Origin of the sequence: Thermus albus (assembly GCF_022760855.1) — a bacterium.
GTDB lineage: Bacteria > Deinococcota > Deinococci > Deinococcales > Thermaceae > Thermus > Thermus albus.
Genome location: NZ_JAKTNR010000005.1, coordinates 121,793 through 135,533, shown reverse-complemented (window position 1 = coordinate 135,533; position 13,741 = coordinate 121,793). Strand labels below are relative to the sequence as shown.

Below are 13,741 nucleotides of genomic sequence, written 5' to 3'. Positions count from 1 at the left end.
ATAGACACCTCCAAGCCCCAGCCTGCCCCCTCGCCTACCCCTCGTCCATGACCGGGATCAAGGGGTTTGCCGCCAGGCCAACTTCCACCTGCGCCCCTAAGGAGCGCTTCGGGGGATAAGCTCCTTGCTCGGCATCACACTCCGGAGCCCAAAGGAGGAGGAAACTAGGGCTATGGTCTACGTGAGAAAACCCTTACCCCCATACGCCCTCCGCACCCCAGGGGGTCAGAAGGTATACCTGCCGGAACTTAAAGGGAAGATCCTGGTTCTCCTGCGCCAGCCGGATCTAGCCCGGGCCCTGGCCACGCGACAGGAGGAGCTTTCCGCCCTCGAGGCCCAAGCCTATCTTCTTTCCCAAGAGGTTCGGGAAAGCCCCTTGCCCCTCCTTCTGGACCCCGAAGGGAAGCTGATCCAGGTTATCCCAGAACAGGGCGCCTTGATCGCCGACGCCTTTCTGGAGGTCTACCACCTGGGCCCGGTGCGGGACGCGGGGGAGATCTTAGAGTGGGTGCGCTTTGTCGGGTCACAGTGCCCGGAGTGCGTCCTGCCGGAGGCGGAATGGCTTTGAAGGTGAAGCGGGTCTACGAGCCCCCCGCACCAGAGGACGGGGTGCGGGTTTTGGTGGACCGCCTCTGGCCCCGGGGGCTTAGCAAGGAAAAGGCCCGGATAGACTGGTGGGCCAAGGAACTTGCTCCCTCCGACGCTCTCCGCCGCTTCTTCGCCCACGACCCCCAAAGGTATGCGGAGTTCCTCCGCCGCTACCGAAAGGAACTGGAAGGCAACCCCGACTTGGAGCGCCTTAAAGCCCTGAGCCGGGAAAAGACCGTGACCCTCCTCTTCGGCGCCAGGGAAGAACGCTACAACAACGCAAGGGCCCTGCTGGAGATCCTGGGTCAGGAGCCATAAACCTCCCCTTTGACCCTTAACCGGCTTGGCCCCTTGACAGGGCCAGGTTGTCGGGGTATTATTTAGCAGTCCTAAGGAGGCGTCCATGGAGATTCCCGGTTACCGCTATGGCGACCCAGACCTGGCTCCCTCCCCTCTGAGCCCGGAAGAGCTAAACCAGCTCAAGACCGCCCTTATGTGGAGCGCGGAGGACGAGGAAGCCCTAAGGCAAGCGGGCGAGGTCCTCAAGGACCAGGTGGAGGAGGTCTTGGACCTCTGGTACGGATTCGTGGGCAGCCACCCCCATCTCCTCCACTACTTCACCGGTCCCGACGGTAAGCCCATCCCCGAGTATCTGGAAAGAGTGCGAAAACGCTTCGGCCAGTGGATCCTGGACACCTGCTTCCGCCCCCATGATGAGGACTGGCTCCGCTACCAGGAGGAGATCGGGCTTCGCCACCACCGCACTAAGAAGAACCAGACGGATAAGGTGGACTCCGTGCCCCAGGTACCCTTGCGCTACCTCATCGCCTTCATCTACCCCATCACCGCCACCCTAAAGCCCTTTTTGGCCAGGAAGGGCCACCCGCCGGAGGTGGTGGAGAGAATGCACCAGGCCTGGTTTAAGGCCGTCGTCCTCCAGGTGGCCCTCTGGAGCCACCCCTACACCAAGGAAGGGGATTTTTAAGGAGGTAACATATGCGGGCGAAGGTACCGGTTCTCCTCGGCCTTGTGGCCTTAGGTCTATGGGTCCTGGCCCAGTACCAGTACGGCGGGGGCCAAGCCCAGCCCCCCTTTCCCTACCCGGAGGGCTACCGCCTCTGGACCCACGTGAAGAGCATGGAGCTCAAGCCCGGCCATCCCCTTTTCCAGAGCTTCGGCGGCCTGCACCACATCTATGTGAACCAGGTTGGGCTAAAGACCTACCTGGAGGGCAAAAAGGACCCCTTCCCCAAGGGCACGGTCATCGTCTTTGACCTCCTCGAAGTCAAGGAGGAAGGAAACGCCCTGCAAGAAGGCCCCAGGAAGCTCATCGGGGTAATGGTCAAGGACCCGGAGCGATACGCCACCACGGGAGGTTGGGGGTATTACGCCTTCGGACCCGACAAGAAGCCCTTAAGCATAAACCCCGCCTCCTGCCACACCTGCCACCAAGGGGCGGCCAACACCGACTTTGTCTTTAGCGGTTTCCGACCTTAAGATGAAAGGGTGGAGGCTTCGCAAGGGGAACGCCGCCAGGAAAAGCTCCTCGCCCTTCTAGAGCGCGTGGCCCAGGTGGAGCGGGCCCTCCTCACCCGGCAGGCCTTCCGCCTGGGCCTCACCGCTTTGCAAGCCCAGCTTCTCCTGCACCTTTCCGAGAGGCCCCATGGGGTGGTGGCCTTGGCCGAGCTGCTCTCCCTCACCCCCGCCACGGTGAGCGAGGCCCTAAGCAGCCTGGAGGACAAAGGCCTGTTAACCCGGTCCAAGGACGAGCGGGATGGCCGGCGCTGGATCTTAAAACCCACGGAAGAAGGGCTTAGCCTGGTCCGCGCCCTAAAGGCCTACGCAGGCCCCTTGCGCCAGGCCCTCACCCAAGTACCCCACCAAGAGGAGCTGCTTTTAGGGCTAATGGAGCTTCTGGCGAGGCTGGTGCTCCGAGGGACGGTGCCCGAGACAGGTCTTTGCCTCACCTGCCGCCACCTGCGGCGGGATGCTGCGCCCCAAGGGCAAACACACGGGCGCGGGCAAGAAGAGGGTTTCTTTTGCGCGCTTTTGGGCCTAGCCCTGGAGCCTTGGGACCTCCGCCTTTCCTGTCCGGACCACGCCCCCGCCTAGGCCTTCATGCCGTTTCGCGCTATGCCCTGACCTGGCTAAGGCCAGGTCAGGGTGGAGCGGTATCATACCCCTTTCCCGTATATCCTTCCCTGAGTTCCCCCGAGTTCTCGGCCACCCCAAGGCGTTTTCCGGGGCCCCCACCCTGGCTTGGGCCAGGGTGGGGTGGTATCACCCCACCGCAGGCGCCTTCCCGACCCTCCCCAGCCAAGCGGGGGGCACGTAGGCGCACCGGGGCTCACTGGCCAGGTGGTCGCCGGTTTCCGCATAGGCCCTGGCCCGGCTTCCCCCGCACACATAGCGGTACTCGCAGACCCCGCACTTCCCCTTCAGCAAGTCCTTGTTGCGGAGTTCTTGGAAAAGAGGGCTTTCCCGGTAGATGGCCAGAAGGGGTTTCTCCCGGATGTTTCCGGCATATATCGGCAAGAACCCCGAGGGGGCCACATCCCCGGTAGCCGAAACAAAGACAAAGCCATTGCCGTCGGTAACCCCCAGGCGGGAATGCTCCATGCCATCCTGAAAGTACTCCTGGTGAAGGCTCTCCCCGGCCGCCAAAGCCCGGTCTCCTTGCCCCTCCTCCTTGCGCCTTTGCAGCACCACCCGGCGGAAGTGATGGGCCTCGGTGGTCTTCACGTGGAAGGGATAGGTCCGGGAGACGTCGTAGAGCCAGTGGAGAACCTCCTCAAACTGCCGGGCGGTAAGCTGGCGCAAAAGAGCCCCGCGCCCTACCGGGACCAGAAAAAATAGACTCCAAAGAACCACGCCCTTCTCCGCCAGGAGATCGGGCAAGGCCTTTATCTCCGGCCAGTTCTCCCGGGTGACGGTGGTGTTCACCTGGGTGGGGAGCCCCGCCTCCTTGGCCCAGTCCAAAGCCGCAAGGGTACGGGCAAAGGTGCCTTCCTCTCCCCTGAAAGCATCGTGGCTTTGGCGGCTTGCCCCGTCCAGGGAAAGGGCCAGGCGGGTCACCCCCGCCTCCTTGAGCAGGAATACCCGCTCACGGGTAAGGAGGGGGGTAGCCGCCGGGGTGAGGCCCACCTTGAGGCCTAACTCCCGGGCCGCTTGAATGAGGAGGGGCAGGTCGGAACGGGCCAAAGGATCCCCCCCGGTGAGGAGGAGAAGGGGCTTGGGGCGGTAGGTGGCGACTTCTTCTATGAGCCTTAAGCCCTCCTCCGTAGAAAGTTCCCCGGGCAGGGGGTGAGGCATAGCCGAGGCCCGGCAGTGGCGGCAGGCGAGAAGGCAGGCGTTGGTCACCTCCCAGGCCACCAGATAGGGGTACTGGGCAAACTCCGGACGTTCCATGGAAACAGGTTAACCGGGAAGCGGGGTTACCGGGCCATGACCCAGATCAAGGAATGAGGGCCAGGCGCAGCCGAAGCCTCTTCGCGAGGGTCCGAACCGGTACCCGGCACTTGGGGGCTAGGGGGAGGGCCTAGGCCCTCCCCCTTCTTTTGGCTGAAGGGTTCAGTAGATATCGTAAGCGGTATTGTACACGTTGAACTTTCCCGTGGGAGTGCGCACCCAGTCCCCGGTGATACGGGTTTTCTCCTTAAGGGTCAGAGCGTCGTAAACCACGATGAAGGTGGGCGTGTCCTTGGAGCCCCAGGCGGAAACCCAGATCTCGGTACCCCCCTTGTTGAATTCAGGGTGCACCATGCGGGCCTTAAGCTCCTGAGCCCCCGGCACTTCCCAGCATTTGGCCACCTCCAGCTTGCGCTTATCTATGGCGCAGAGGCTAGCCGCAGCCTGGGGGCTTGGGCTCATGGGGAAGTCCACGAGGACCCAGGGGCTATTGGGATGGGCCTTGATGAAAAGGGTACCGGTGTAGGGCAGGGTGATCCGCTTGACCACCTTCCAGGCGTACTGGGGATGCTTCTCGGGATCCACGCCCAGCACGGTAACCTCGGGGCTACCGATATTCCCCGTGGCCCAAACCGGCCCGTAGGTGGGGTGCTCCCAGTTGGAGCCCCGGCCCGGGTGGGGCCTTACCCCGGCCTCCACCTCGGCCACGAACTCCCGGGTCTTGGTATCTATAACGATGAGCTTGTTGAGCGCATTGGCCGCTACGATGAAATAGCGCTTCAAGGCCCAGCCCCCGTCATGGAGGAAAAGCTCTGTGTCAATCATCGTAATAGGCATGGGCCGGCCCTTCTTGTCCAGGTGCGAATAGTCCACTAGCCAGGTCTGGCCGGACTCCTTGAGGTTCACGATCCACTCGGGGTTGAAATGGCTAGCCACGATGGCCGCTACCCGGGCCTCCGTAACAAACTCCCCAGCCCCCTTGGCATAAGACATGGTGGAGACCATCTTAAGGGGCTCGAGGGTCAGCCCGTCCAGGACCACCATGGTAGGCGGCCAGTAGCACCCTACCACCGCGTACTTGTCCTCGTAGCCCTTAAACTTGCTGGACTCAATGGAACGGGCATCCAGGCAAGGCTTGGACTCGGCCACCACCTGGGGCGGGTCCATCCAGAGGTCTATGAGGCTAGCCTTACCGTCCCGTCCGATGGCCATAAAATACCGGCCCGTGGCCGAGGACCGCAGGATGTGGGTGGCAAAACCCGTGGGCACAATGGTGACCAGCTCCTTCTTATCCCCATCGATGATGGCCACCTGACCGGTATCCCGTAGCACTTGGCCGAAGAAGTTTTGCCAGTTACGCCCATGGAGGGGGCGAATGGGCCGCTTCTCCGGGGGCACATGCACCTTCCAGGTCTTCTTTATCTCCTCGTAGGTAGGAATGGGTGGCGCAGGAGGTTCCTCTAAAAGGAAGCGGGCCACGAGCTCCGTATCCTTCTCGCTCAGGATTCCCTGCCGCCCCCAGTCGGGCATCCCTCTGGGCAAGCCCCCAAATATCACCGCCTTCAAATACTCCAGGCCCTTTTCCGCCATCTTCTTGGGATCCAGGGCCGGACCCGTAGCCCCCTTGCGCAACACCCCGTGGCACCCGGCGCAGCGGTCAAAGTAAATCTTTGCCGCCTGCTCCCTCTCCCCCGGGCTAAGGGGTGCGGGAGCCTGGGCCAAGGCCAAGGCACCCACAATCAACACACCTAATAAAGCCCACCTCCTGCTCATACCTCTCACCTCCGTCAAAATTAGGATGACGCTATCCGAGTAAGCTGTGTCAAGGTGAAGATGTCCCGCGACTGATGTAAGGTATAAATGCCCTACCCCTAAAGTCCCCACAAAACTTCCCACATAGAACCCCAAAGCCGGACCCCCTTAGGAGCCCGGCCGCAGGAGGGGAAGGCTAGGCAGCGTGCTCCCTCTCGTGGAAGGTGGTCACCACCCACCACATCCCCTGGGGGATGAAGAGGTACACCACCGAGCTAAAGGCGATCAAATACTTCCAGAATGGGTCCAGATGGGGCGGCAGGATCATGCCCAAAGCCCCGAGGGCCTGCAAGGCGGCAAAGAGGTAGGAAAAGGCGACGATGGAAGGCCTCCTTAGCATCCGCCCCAGGGCGTAGAACATGGCGTAGAAACCCGCGGCGGAAACCATGAGCATCCCATAGAGCATCAGGTCCCGCACCGCCTCGCTAGTCATGGGCCCCCACCTCCTTGGCCACCTTGGCCTCGCCCCTGCCGATGGTGACCAGGTCCCAGAGGAGAACCAGGTAGCTCACCAGGAAGAAAACCCCAAAGACGAAGCGCCAGACCATGCCGTTTTGGAACCAGGGGTGCTGCTGAGCGTCCATGTAAGCCTGCCAGGTGCTGCCCCCGATGGCCCGTTCCACCATGGTCTGGGTGAAGCCGGCGATGGTCATGGCCGCGGACATGCCGAAGATACCGATGACCATCAGCACAAAAGCCCACTTCCAGAGCTTGGAGTCAAAGCGGGGCAGGTCAGGCCGCCTCACCTGGTGTAGGGCCATATAGATCACCGTCAGGATGGCGGTGACGTAGGCCCCGAAGAAGGCCAGGTGTCCGTGGGCTGCAGCCAGCTGGGTACCGTGGGAGTAAAGGTTGATCTGGGGCAGGGTCTGCATGAACCCCCAAACCCCGGCGCCGATGAAGTTGCCGAAGGCCTGGGCAATGGCCCAGAAGAGGGCGGGCTGGTTCACGGTCTGCATGCGGTGCACCCCGGCGTCGTAGACCGCATGGACCACCATGGCCACCAGGGGAATGGGCTCCAAGGCGCTGAAGAAACCACCCAGGCCCAGCCAGTACTCCGGGGTGCCGATCCAGAAGTAGTGGTGCCCTAGACCTAGGATCCCGGTGCCGAAGACCAGGGCCACCTCGAGGTAAAGCCAGGTTTCCACAATGCGCCTAGGGGTTCCCAAAAGGTGCATCAGGGCCATGGCCATGATGGACCCCACCAGCACCTCCCAGGTGGCCTCCACCCAAAGGTGCACCACCCACCACCAGAAGTACTGGTCCATGGAGACGTTGGGGGTGTATTGCATGCCCGCCATATAGAGCCCGGCCAGGGCCACCAGGTCAAACATAAGGACGGCAGCTACCCCGGTGATGCGCTGGGCCTTAAGGGCTGTAGCCACCACGTTGTAAAGGAAGATGACCATCACCGCCACGATACCGAAATCGGCCCAGCGGGGGGCTTCTATGTACTCCCGCCCCTCGGTGATGAACCACAGGGTAAAGGCGTTGCCCGGCCCATACTGGACCAGGAGGTAGACCAATACCACGATGCCCACCGCGGCGATGAGGGTGACGAAGGCAAAGCGGGCAAGCCGGATACCCACCACCTCGCGCCCCAGCTCCATGGGCAAAAACCAATACACCGATCCCATAAAGCCCAAAAGAAGCCAGACGATCATGGCGTTGATGTGGAGCATCCGGTTGGTCATGAAGTTGAGCTTGCCGTAGAGAAAATTGGGATCCAGGTACTGCCAAGCCGCCAGCAAACCGAAAAGGACCTGGGCCCCAAACAGGGCCAAGGCCACCCAGAAATACCAAAGGGCCAACTTCTGGGACTCGTAAAGCTTTCCTTGCGGTAAAGCCTGGGTCATGGGGCACCTCCTATTCCACCCCGGCGAACCGGTCCGGGAACCCGTTGGTGTCTATGGCCGACATCCACTTTAAGAAGGCCACCAAGGCTTTGGCCTCCTCCTCGCTCAAGCCTAAGTTGGGCATCCGGCGGACAAAGGTGGGGTAGCGGTCCGGATGCTGGAGCCATTCCGCCATAGCCTCTTCCTTGGTGGCCTTCCCGGTCATGCCCTTGACCATGCTCTCCCATTTGGGGTCCAACCAAGCACGGGTGAGGTCCGGGGCGAAATAGGCCCCGTTGCCCAAGAGGGTGTGGCAGTCCATGCAGTTGCGGCTCTGCAGAGTCATCTTACCCTTGTTCACCAGGGCGTAAGCCTCTTGCTCGCTCCAGACCTTGCCGAAAAACCCCACCTCTTCCCCTATGACCGGGATATCCCGTCGCTTCTCATAGTCCCGTTTGAGGCCAATGGCCTTGTTGATCACGGTATAGGCCGGCACCCTAGCCGAGCCCTCCCGGATCTGGTTCAGGGAGTCAATGGTCAGATAAACCAGGATCCCGGTCATGATCAAGGAGCTGACCACGGCCGCATTACGCCAAAAGCGGGGCTCCAGCCACCCGGACCCCCGGGAAAGCCATAAGGTGAGGACCACGGTGGCGAAGAGGGCCCCAATGGTGGTTTCTATCCAGCCGATCTCCATACCCTAACCTCCTTTCACCTCCAACTCATAAACTCGGATACCCCACACGCAGTTTCCATGACCTAGGTCAAGGGCAAATGTCCCCAGGGGATTCCTCCAAGGGCGCCCAGAGGCTTTAGACCGGTATCTCGGGGTTATTGAGGATGGGTCCACTGGCTTAAAGGCTCATCAATACGCGTGTTTTCGTTTCCCTGGCCCCACTTGGGGTGGCTAAGGGTTCGGATCTAGGGCCCCCGCATCATGCCAGCACGCGCGTTCCCTCTCCCGCAGGCCAGAGGCAGTCCATTCATAAACCCTCTTTCGTCTTCTAGGAGAACTGCCTTAAGCCCGGGGATCAGGTAATATCATGAGGTATCATGAGGCTAGCCTTCTTGGTCATGGGCTTGCTCTTCACCGGGTTGGGTTTCCTGGGGGCTCTCCTTCCCATCCTCCCCTCTACTCCTTTTTTTCTGGTCGCAGCCTATCTCTTCTCCCGAAGCCACCCCCGCCTCGAGGCCTGGCTCCTCTCCCTGCCCCAGGTGGGTCCCCTGGTAAAAAACTATAGGGAAGGCCGGGGCATCCCTAAGAAAACCAAGATTTGGGCCACGGCCTTGGCCTTGGGGGCAGCGGGCATAAGCGTCTATGGTCTCCCCCACATCTTAGGCCAGGTGGCCGTGCTCCTCCTCATCGCCTACGGCGTGTATTTCATCTGGAGACGGGTACCCACCCTAATGCCGGTGGTCCACCAGGAAGGCCCAAAAGGCCAAGACTCCCTAAAGGGTTAAAGGCCTATCGGGACATCCACCTATAACCATCGGCTCTCCCCAAGCCACAGAAATGGATCCTTCCGACCACCCCAGGGGTAAATCCCCTGGGGCTTACCATGTAACCATGCCGATGCGAAGCCTCTTAAGGCGCGAGGAATCCTACGCCCTTCATGCGCTTTTGCTCCTAGCGGAAGAGCCTGGGCTTAGCGCCGCGGAGATCGCCCTCAAGCTCAAAGCTCCCCCTGCCTTTATGGCCAAGGTCCTTTCCAAGCTGGCCAAAGCAGGCCTGGTGGAAAGCCGCATGGGCCGGGCGGGAGGGGCATGGCTCAAGGTTCCCCCGGAGGAGATCACCCTCCTTCAGGTGATGGAAAGCCTCTCCGGCCCGGTGGTCATAGATCCCTGCACCACCCTGAAGCGTTGCCCCACGGAGGAAAGGCGAGGGTTCTGCTACCTCAAGCCCAGCCTGGTGCGCATGAACCAAGAGATCCGCCAGGCCCTGGCGGGCTTTACCTTGAAGGATCATTTGCCTAAGTCCACCCAGGCCACTTGACCCAGGTCATGGCGAACTAACCCCCTAGGCGCCCAGCATAAAGGGGTATGGTGGAACTCACCTTGAGGAGTACGGTAAACGAGGTCCTCCAACGCCATCCGGAAGCGGTAAAGCTGCTTAACGAGATGGGTATAGATACCTGCTGCGGCGGGGCCGATTCCCTGGAAGAGGCCGCCCGCCAAGCGGGGAAAAAGCCCGAAGAGGTGCTGAAGGCACTTCTAGCCTTTTTGGGAGGGCAGGAATGAACCTTATCCAGAAAGCCCACTACGGCGAGATCCGCGGGGTGGAACTCCTAGCCGACCACCCGGAAGTGCGCCTGGTCCTCTTCAGCCTGCAAAAGGGGCAGGAGGTACGGGGCAAAGGGGAGCCAAGGGTGCACCTGCTTTGCCTCGAGGGCCAGGGTACCCTATGGGCTGGGGAACGGACCTTCCCCGCCACCCCCGGCACCCTCGTGGCCGCAGAACCTGGGGAGGCCCACGGCGCTAGGGCTGGGGAAGAAACCTTTTTGGTGCTTGGCATCATCACCCCAAGACCATGATCCCGGCAAGCCGGCTGGCCCTCACCACGGCCCTCCTCTGGTTCCTAGCCGCCAACTTGGTGGGCCTCTTCCTTGGCCTCGGCGCGCTGCCCTTCACCTGGCGGCCCGCCCACGCCCACATGCAGCTACTGGGCTTCGTGAGCCTTATGATCTATGGGGTAGCCTACCACGCCCTGCCCCGGTTTCGGGGGGTAGTCTTCCGCAGGCCAGGGCTCGCCCTCTTCCAGGTGTTCCTGGCCAACCTAGGGCTTTTGGGTATGGCCTTGGCCTGGGGCCTGGGGCTAGAAGCCCCCATCTGGGGGCTCTTCGCTACCCTCTCGGCCTTGGCTAGCGCCCTCTTTGCCCTCTTGATGTTGGAGGTACTCTGGAGCTAAGGAGCCTATAAGGCTTACCTGTGGGAAGCCTATGCGCACGGCCAGCATCCCCCTTAAATCGGTAGCCCTGCCCACGGAGCACGGGGGCTGGGGGTTTACCCTGGAGCCCATCCTCCTGGGCCTCCTCCTCTCCCCAGGCCCCCACACCCTCGGGCTTGGCCTCTTAGGACTCTTCGGCTTCCTAGCCCGGCATCCCTTGAAGCTGGTCTACCAGGACCTTAGGAAGGGGAAGCGCTACCCCCGCACCCGCTTGGCCCTCAGGGTGGGTGGGATTTACCTGGCCTTGGCCCTCCTGGGCCTACTCCTCACCGCCTTCACCGCCCAAGGACCCTTCCTCGTTCCCTTACTTTTGGCCTTGCCCTTAGGGGCCTACATGCTCTGGGCGGATACGCAAAACCGTTCCCGCGAACTTTTCCCCGAAATAGCCGCTGCTTTCGCCATGGCCTCCTTGGCCCCAGCAGGGGTCCTGGCGGGAGGCTTGGGGCCGGAGATCGCTTTGGGGAGCTTTCTCGCCCTGGCCTTCAGGGACCTAGCCGCCCTCTACTACGCCCGCACCCAGGTGCTGAGGACCCGAGGCATAAGCCCAAAGCGCTACCCCGCCTACATCGCCCTTTGGTCCAGCGCCTTCCTCGCTTTCTTCCTCCAAGGCCAGGGGCTCCTTCCCCCTAGCGCCTCCCTCGCCCTTTGCCTTCTGGCCCTCTATGGCAGCCTGGCCCTCCTCAGGCCCCCGGTGGAGGCCAGGATTATCGGCTGGACCCAGATGGGGTTTGGGCTTTTGCTGGTCCTGGCCACCGCCCTCGGTTACACCCTCCAGGGCCTTCCCACCCTCCTCCTTGGGGTACCAGCCCTGCACCGGCTTCTGGGGTGGGCCTTGGTGGGGTTTGCTTTTCTTTCGGGTCTCTATCTTCTTTGGCGAAGGGAAGCGGGTAGGCCCATCCGCATCTTGGTGGGCCTCTATGACCTGAATGCCCTCCTGGGCCTCCTCTACCTAGCCTTCGTTTGGAAGCCCCTTCCCCACCCCATCCTGGCCATCACAGGGGTGGTCCTCCTCCACCTCCTCCTGAAGAAACCCTACCCCTGGCCTGGAATAGGCTTTCTAGTCTTGGGGCTTTTGCTCCTATGGCACTGAGGGGAATGGTGGAAGAGGGCACCCTCCCCCATCCCCATCGCGGGAAAATGGACGCATGAGGAACAGGTGGGGTGTCCTCCTCCTTCCCCTGGCCCTGGCCCTCTACGGGCTTTGGAGCCATCCACCCAGGCTTGAGGCGGCATCGCAGCCAGCCACCTATGAGCTAGCCCAGGCGCCCCCAGAACGCTTACAGGAGGTGTATGCCAAGGCCCACCCCGCCGTCTTGCGCATAGACGGTCCCGAAGGAAGCCGGGGCACAGGGTTCTTCTACCGGGAAGGCCTGGTCCTCACCGCCTACCACGTGGTGGCGGAGGGAGGGCCCTACACCCTGGTGCTTGCCAACCGCAAGCGGGCCACGGCCACCCTTTTGGGCTTCGCCGAGCCCCTGGACCTGGCGGTCCTGGCCACGGAGGCCCAGGCCCCTGCCCTTCTTCCCCTGGAAACGACAAGGCACCTTCAAGTGGGAGAGGCCGTCTTGCACATCGGCAACGGACGAGGCCAGTTCATCGCCCCCCGTTACGGGCGCATCACCAAAGTTTCCGTAGACCCCTCCCCCTTCCTGCCCCAGGGCCTGGTGGAGACCAGTCTGCCCCTCTCCCCGGGGGACTCGGGGGGGCCGGTGGTGGACCTCGAGGGGAAAGCGGTGGGCATAGCGGTGGCCATCGGCCAGACGGAGGAGGGCTTTAGGAGTTTCTTCACACCCCTTCTGGACCGGGGCCTGGTCCTAGCCGGGCTCGAGCAGGGTCAAAGAAGCCACTGGCCGTACCTGGGCCTAAGGGGCCCCAGGGCCCTTACCCCAGAGCTGGCAAGGGAGCTGGGCCTGCCCCCAGGGGGGGTGCTGGCGGGGGAGGTGGTGCTGGGCGGGGCCGCCCACCGAGCCGGGCTTAAAGGCCTGGAATCAGGAGGGGTGCCCGATGTGATCCTCGAGGTGAACCGCACCCCGGTGAACAGCTTTGAGGAGCTCCTTAGGGAGGTGCGCCGCCACCAGGTGGGGGACCGGGTCCTTCTCACCGTGCGCCGGGGCGGGGAGGTCTTCCAGGTGGAAGTGGAGCTCGCCCCCTTTCCCGGGCGGTAGTCAAGCCACGAGTTCCCGGTAAGCGGGTATCCCCGGTGCGCTTCCCGAAAGGAGCACCGCCCGGGCGATGGCCCGGGCTACGGCATCGGCGGCGTGGGCCCCCAGGCGCAAAAGGGTGTAAGGGTCCACTCCTTTCCCTTCCCCCAAGGCCAAGGCGAAGACCACGTCTCCGTCAAAGGGGGTGTGCGCAGGGCGAATAGCCCTGGCGATCCCGTCCTGGGCCATGATGGCAAGCCTCCTGGCCTGGGCCTTGCTTAGGGGAGCGTCCGTGGCCACCACCGCCAAGGTGGTGTTCTGGCCGAGGAGAAAGGGAAAGCGGTAGTCCTCCGGGTTTCCCCGGTAACGGGAACGATCCGGGAGCAAGGCCCTCTCCCCTTCCGCCAAAAGGTCTTCCCCGTAAAGCCTTCCCGTAAGAGGGTCAAAAGGACGGCCCAGGCTGTTCACCGCCACCAGGGCCATGACCCGGTAGCCCTCTTCCAGAAGGTACCCCGCTAGACCCACCCCGCCCTTTACCCCGCCCGCCACGGCCCCGGTGCCCGCTCCCACGCCCCCTTCCTCCACCACTTCCCCCGCAGCCAGGGCCGCCTGGTAGCCGGCTTCCGTCCCCGGCGGGCGGTGGACTTTTCCCCGGCCCAGGTCGTAGAGGACCGCGGCAGGCACGATGGGCACCACGCCCCCCGGGGTGGGAAAGCCCCTTTTCCTTTCCGCCAGGTAGCGCACGACCCCATCCGCCGCCCTCAGGCCAAAGGCGCTTCCCCCGGTGAGGAGGACGGCATGCACCCTTTCCACGGTGTTTTCCGGCAGGAGAAGGTCCGTCTCCCGGGTGCCGGGGGCTGCCCCCCGCACGTCCACCGCCCCTACCGCCCCTTCCTCCACCAGGACCACGGTGGCGCCGGTCAGGGCCTCGAGGTCGGTGAAATGCCCTATCCGAATCCCCGAAAGAAGGGCCCCTTTGCCCCACAAGGCTTCCGCCATAAGGCCAGTATGGA

At 62.8% G+C, this 13,741-nt stretch carries 18 protein-coding genes; 12 read left to right on the top strand and 6 right to left on the bottom strand.

The window, feature by feature from the left end; translation table 11 throughout:
• Positions 1–172: 172 nt before the first annotated feature.
• The 5 genes from L0D18_RS07295 (at position 173) to L0D18_RS07275 (ending at position 2,700) form a co-directional block, all read left to right on the top strand.
• The gene (locus tag L0D18_RS07295) at positions 173–568 is read left to right on the top strand and encodes a peroxiredoxin family protein (RefSeq protein ID WP_243028221.1); all 396 of its coding nucleotides are present in this window, start codon (positions 173–175) and stop codon (positions 566–568) included.
• A complete protein-coding gene (locus L0D18_RS07290) occupies positions 559–906 on the top strand; it encodes a DUF488 domain-containing protein (protein ID WP_243028220.1) in 348 nt (115 codons plus the stop codon). The genes L0D18_RS07295 and L0D18_RS07290 overlap by 10 nt, the downstream gene beginning before the upstream one ends.
• 85 nt (positions 907–991) lie before the next feature.
• Positions 992–1,573: a protoglobin domain-containing protein gene (locus L0D18_RS07285; RefSeq protein ID WP_243028219.1), complete on the top strand. Its 582-nt coding sequence runs from the start codon at positions 992–994 to the stop codon at positions 1,571–1,573.
• Positions 1,574–1,584: 11 nt separating this feature from the next.
• Entirely contained in the window at positions 1,585–2,085 is a 501-nt protein-coding gene (locus L0D18_RS07280; protein ID WP_243028218.1) for a cytochrome P460 family protein, read from the top strand.
• 9 nt (positions 2,086–2,094) lie between these two features.
• On the top strand, positions 2,095–2,700 hold the full coding sequence (locus L0D18_RS07275) for a MarR family transcriptional regulator (protein ID WP_243028217.1): 606 nt from the start codon (positions 2,095–2,097) through the stop codon (positions 2,698–2,700).
• Between the two features lie 168 nt (positions 2,701–2,868).
• On the opposite strand, the gene L0D18_RS07270 is transcribed toward L0D18_RS07275, so the two are convergent.
• From L0D18_RS07270 to L0D18_RS07250, 5 genes are all read right to left on the bottom strand, one after another.
• Positions 2,869–3,996: a TIGR04053 family radical SAM/SPASM domain-containing protein gene (locus L0D18_RS07270; RefSeq protein WP_243028216.1), complete on the bottom strand. Its 1,128-nt coding sequence runs from the start codon at positions 3,994–3,996 to the stop codon at positions 2,869–2,871.
• Between the two features lie 162 nt (positions 3,997–4,158).
• Positions 4,159–5,769, bottom strand: a complete 1,611-nt coding sequence (locus L0D18_RS07265; protein WP_279232267.1) for a nitrite reductase — start codon at positions 5,767–5,769, stop codon at positions 4,159–4,161.
• Between the two features lie 175 nt (positions 5,770–5,944).
• Positions 5,945–6,241, bottom strand: a complete 297-nt coding sequence (locus L0D18_RS07260; protein WP_243028214.1) for a hypothetical protein — start codon at positions 6,239–6,241, stop codon at positions 5,945–5,947.
• On the bottom strand, positions 6,234–7,664 hold the full coding sequence (locus tag L0D18_RS07255; protein WP_243028213.1) for a cbb3-type cytochrome c oxidase subunit I: 1,431 nt from the start codon (positions 7,662–7,664) through the stop codon (positions 6,234–6,236). The genes L0D18_RS07260 and L0D18_RS07255 overlap by 8 nt, the downstream gene beginning before the upstream one ends.
• Positions 7,665–7,674: 10 nt before the next feature.
• Positions 7,675–8,340, bottom strand: a complete 666-nt coding sequence (locus tag L0D18_RS07250) for a c-type cytochrome (RefSeq protein ID WP_243028212.1) — start codon at positions 8,338–8,340, stop codon at positions 7,675–7,677.
• A 356-nt stretch (positions 8,341–8,696) separates the two neighbouring features.
• Between L0D18_RS07250 and L0D18_RS07245 the strand changes: the two genes are divergently transcribed.
• From L0D18_RS07245 to L0D18_RS07215, 7 genes are all read left to right on the top strand, one after another.
• Complete coding sequence (locus tag L0D18_RS07245) at positions 8,697–9,104, top strand: YbaN family protein (protein WP_243028211.1); 408 nt, start codon at positions 8,697–8,699, stop codon at positions 9,102–9,104.
• 106 nt (positions 9,105–9,210) lie between these two features.
• Positions 9,211–9,636, top strand: coding sequence for an RrF2 family transcriptional regulator (locus tag L0D18_RS07240; protein ID WP_243028210.1), 426 nt, complete (start codon positions 9,211–9,213; stop codon positions 9,634–9,636).
• A 47-nt stretch (positions 9,637–9,683) separates the two neighbouring features.
• Entirely contained in the window at positions 9,684–9,881 is a 198-nt protein-coding gene (locus L0D18_RS07235) for a DUF542 domain-containing protein (RefSeq protein ID WP_243028209.1), read from the top strand.
• Positions 9,878–10,174 (top strand): AraC family ligand binding domain-containing protein, encoded by a 297-nt coding sequence (locus L0D18_RS07230; RefSeq protein ID WP_243028208.1) that lies wholly within the window; start codon positions 9,878–9,880, stop codon positions 10,172–10,174. The genes L0D18_RS07235 and L0D18_RS07230 overlap by 4 nt, the downstream gene beginning before the upstream one ends.
• On the top strand, positions 10,171–10,548 hold the full coding sequence (locus L0D18_RS07225; RefSeq protein ID WP_243028207.1) for a hypothetical protein: 378 nt from the start codon (positions 10,171–10,173) through the stop codon (positions 10,546–10,548). Before L0D18_RS07230 ends, L0D18_RS07225 begins: the two co-directional genes overlap by 4 nt.
• A 31-nt stretch (positions 10,549–10,579) precedes the next feature.
• Entirely contained in the window at positions 10,580–11,677 is a 1,098-nt protein-coding gene (locus tag L0D18_RS07220) for a YwiC-like family protein (protein WP_243028206.1), read from the top strand.
• Between the two features lie 55 nt (positions 11,678–11,732).
• Positions 11,733–12,752 carry a S1C family serine protease gene (locus L0D18_RS07215; RefSeq protein ID WP_243028205.1) on the top strand — a complete coding sequence of 340 codons (1,020 nt, stop codon included), beginning with the start codon at positions 11,733–11,735 and terminating at the stop codon, positions 12,750–12,752.
• Here L0D18_RS07215 and L0D18_RS07210 read toward each other — a convergent pair whose 3' ends face one another.
• Complete coding sequence (locus L0D18_RS07210; RefSeq protein ID WP_243028204.1) at positions 12,753–13,727, bottom strand: P1 family peptidase; 975 nt, start codon at positions 13,725–13,727, stop codon at positions 12,753–12,755.
• Positions 13,728–13,741: the final 14 nt, after the last annotated feature.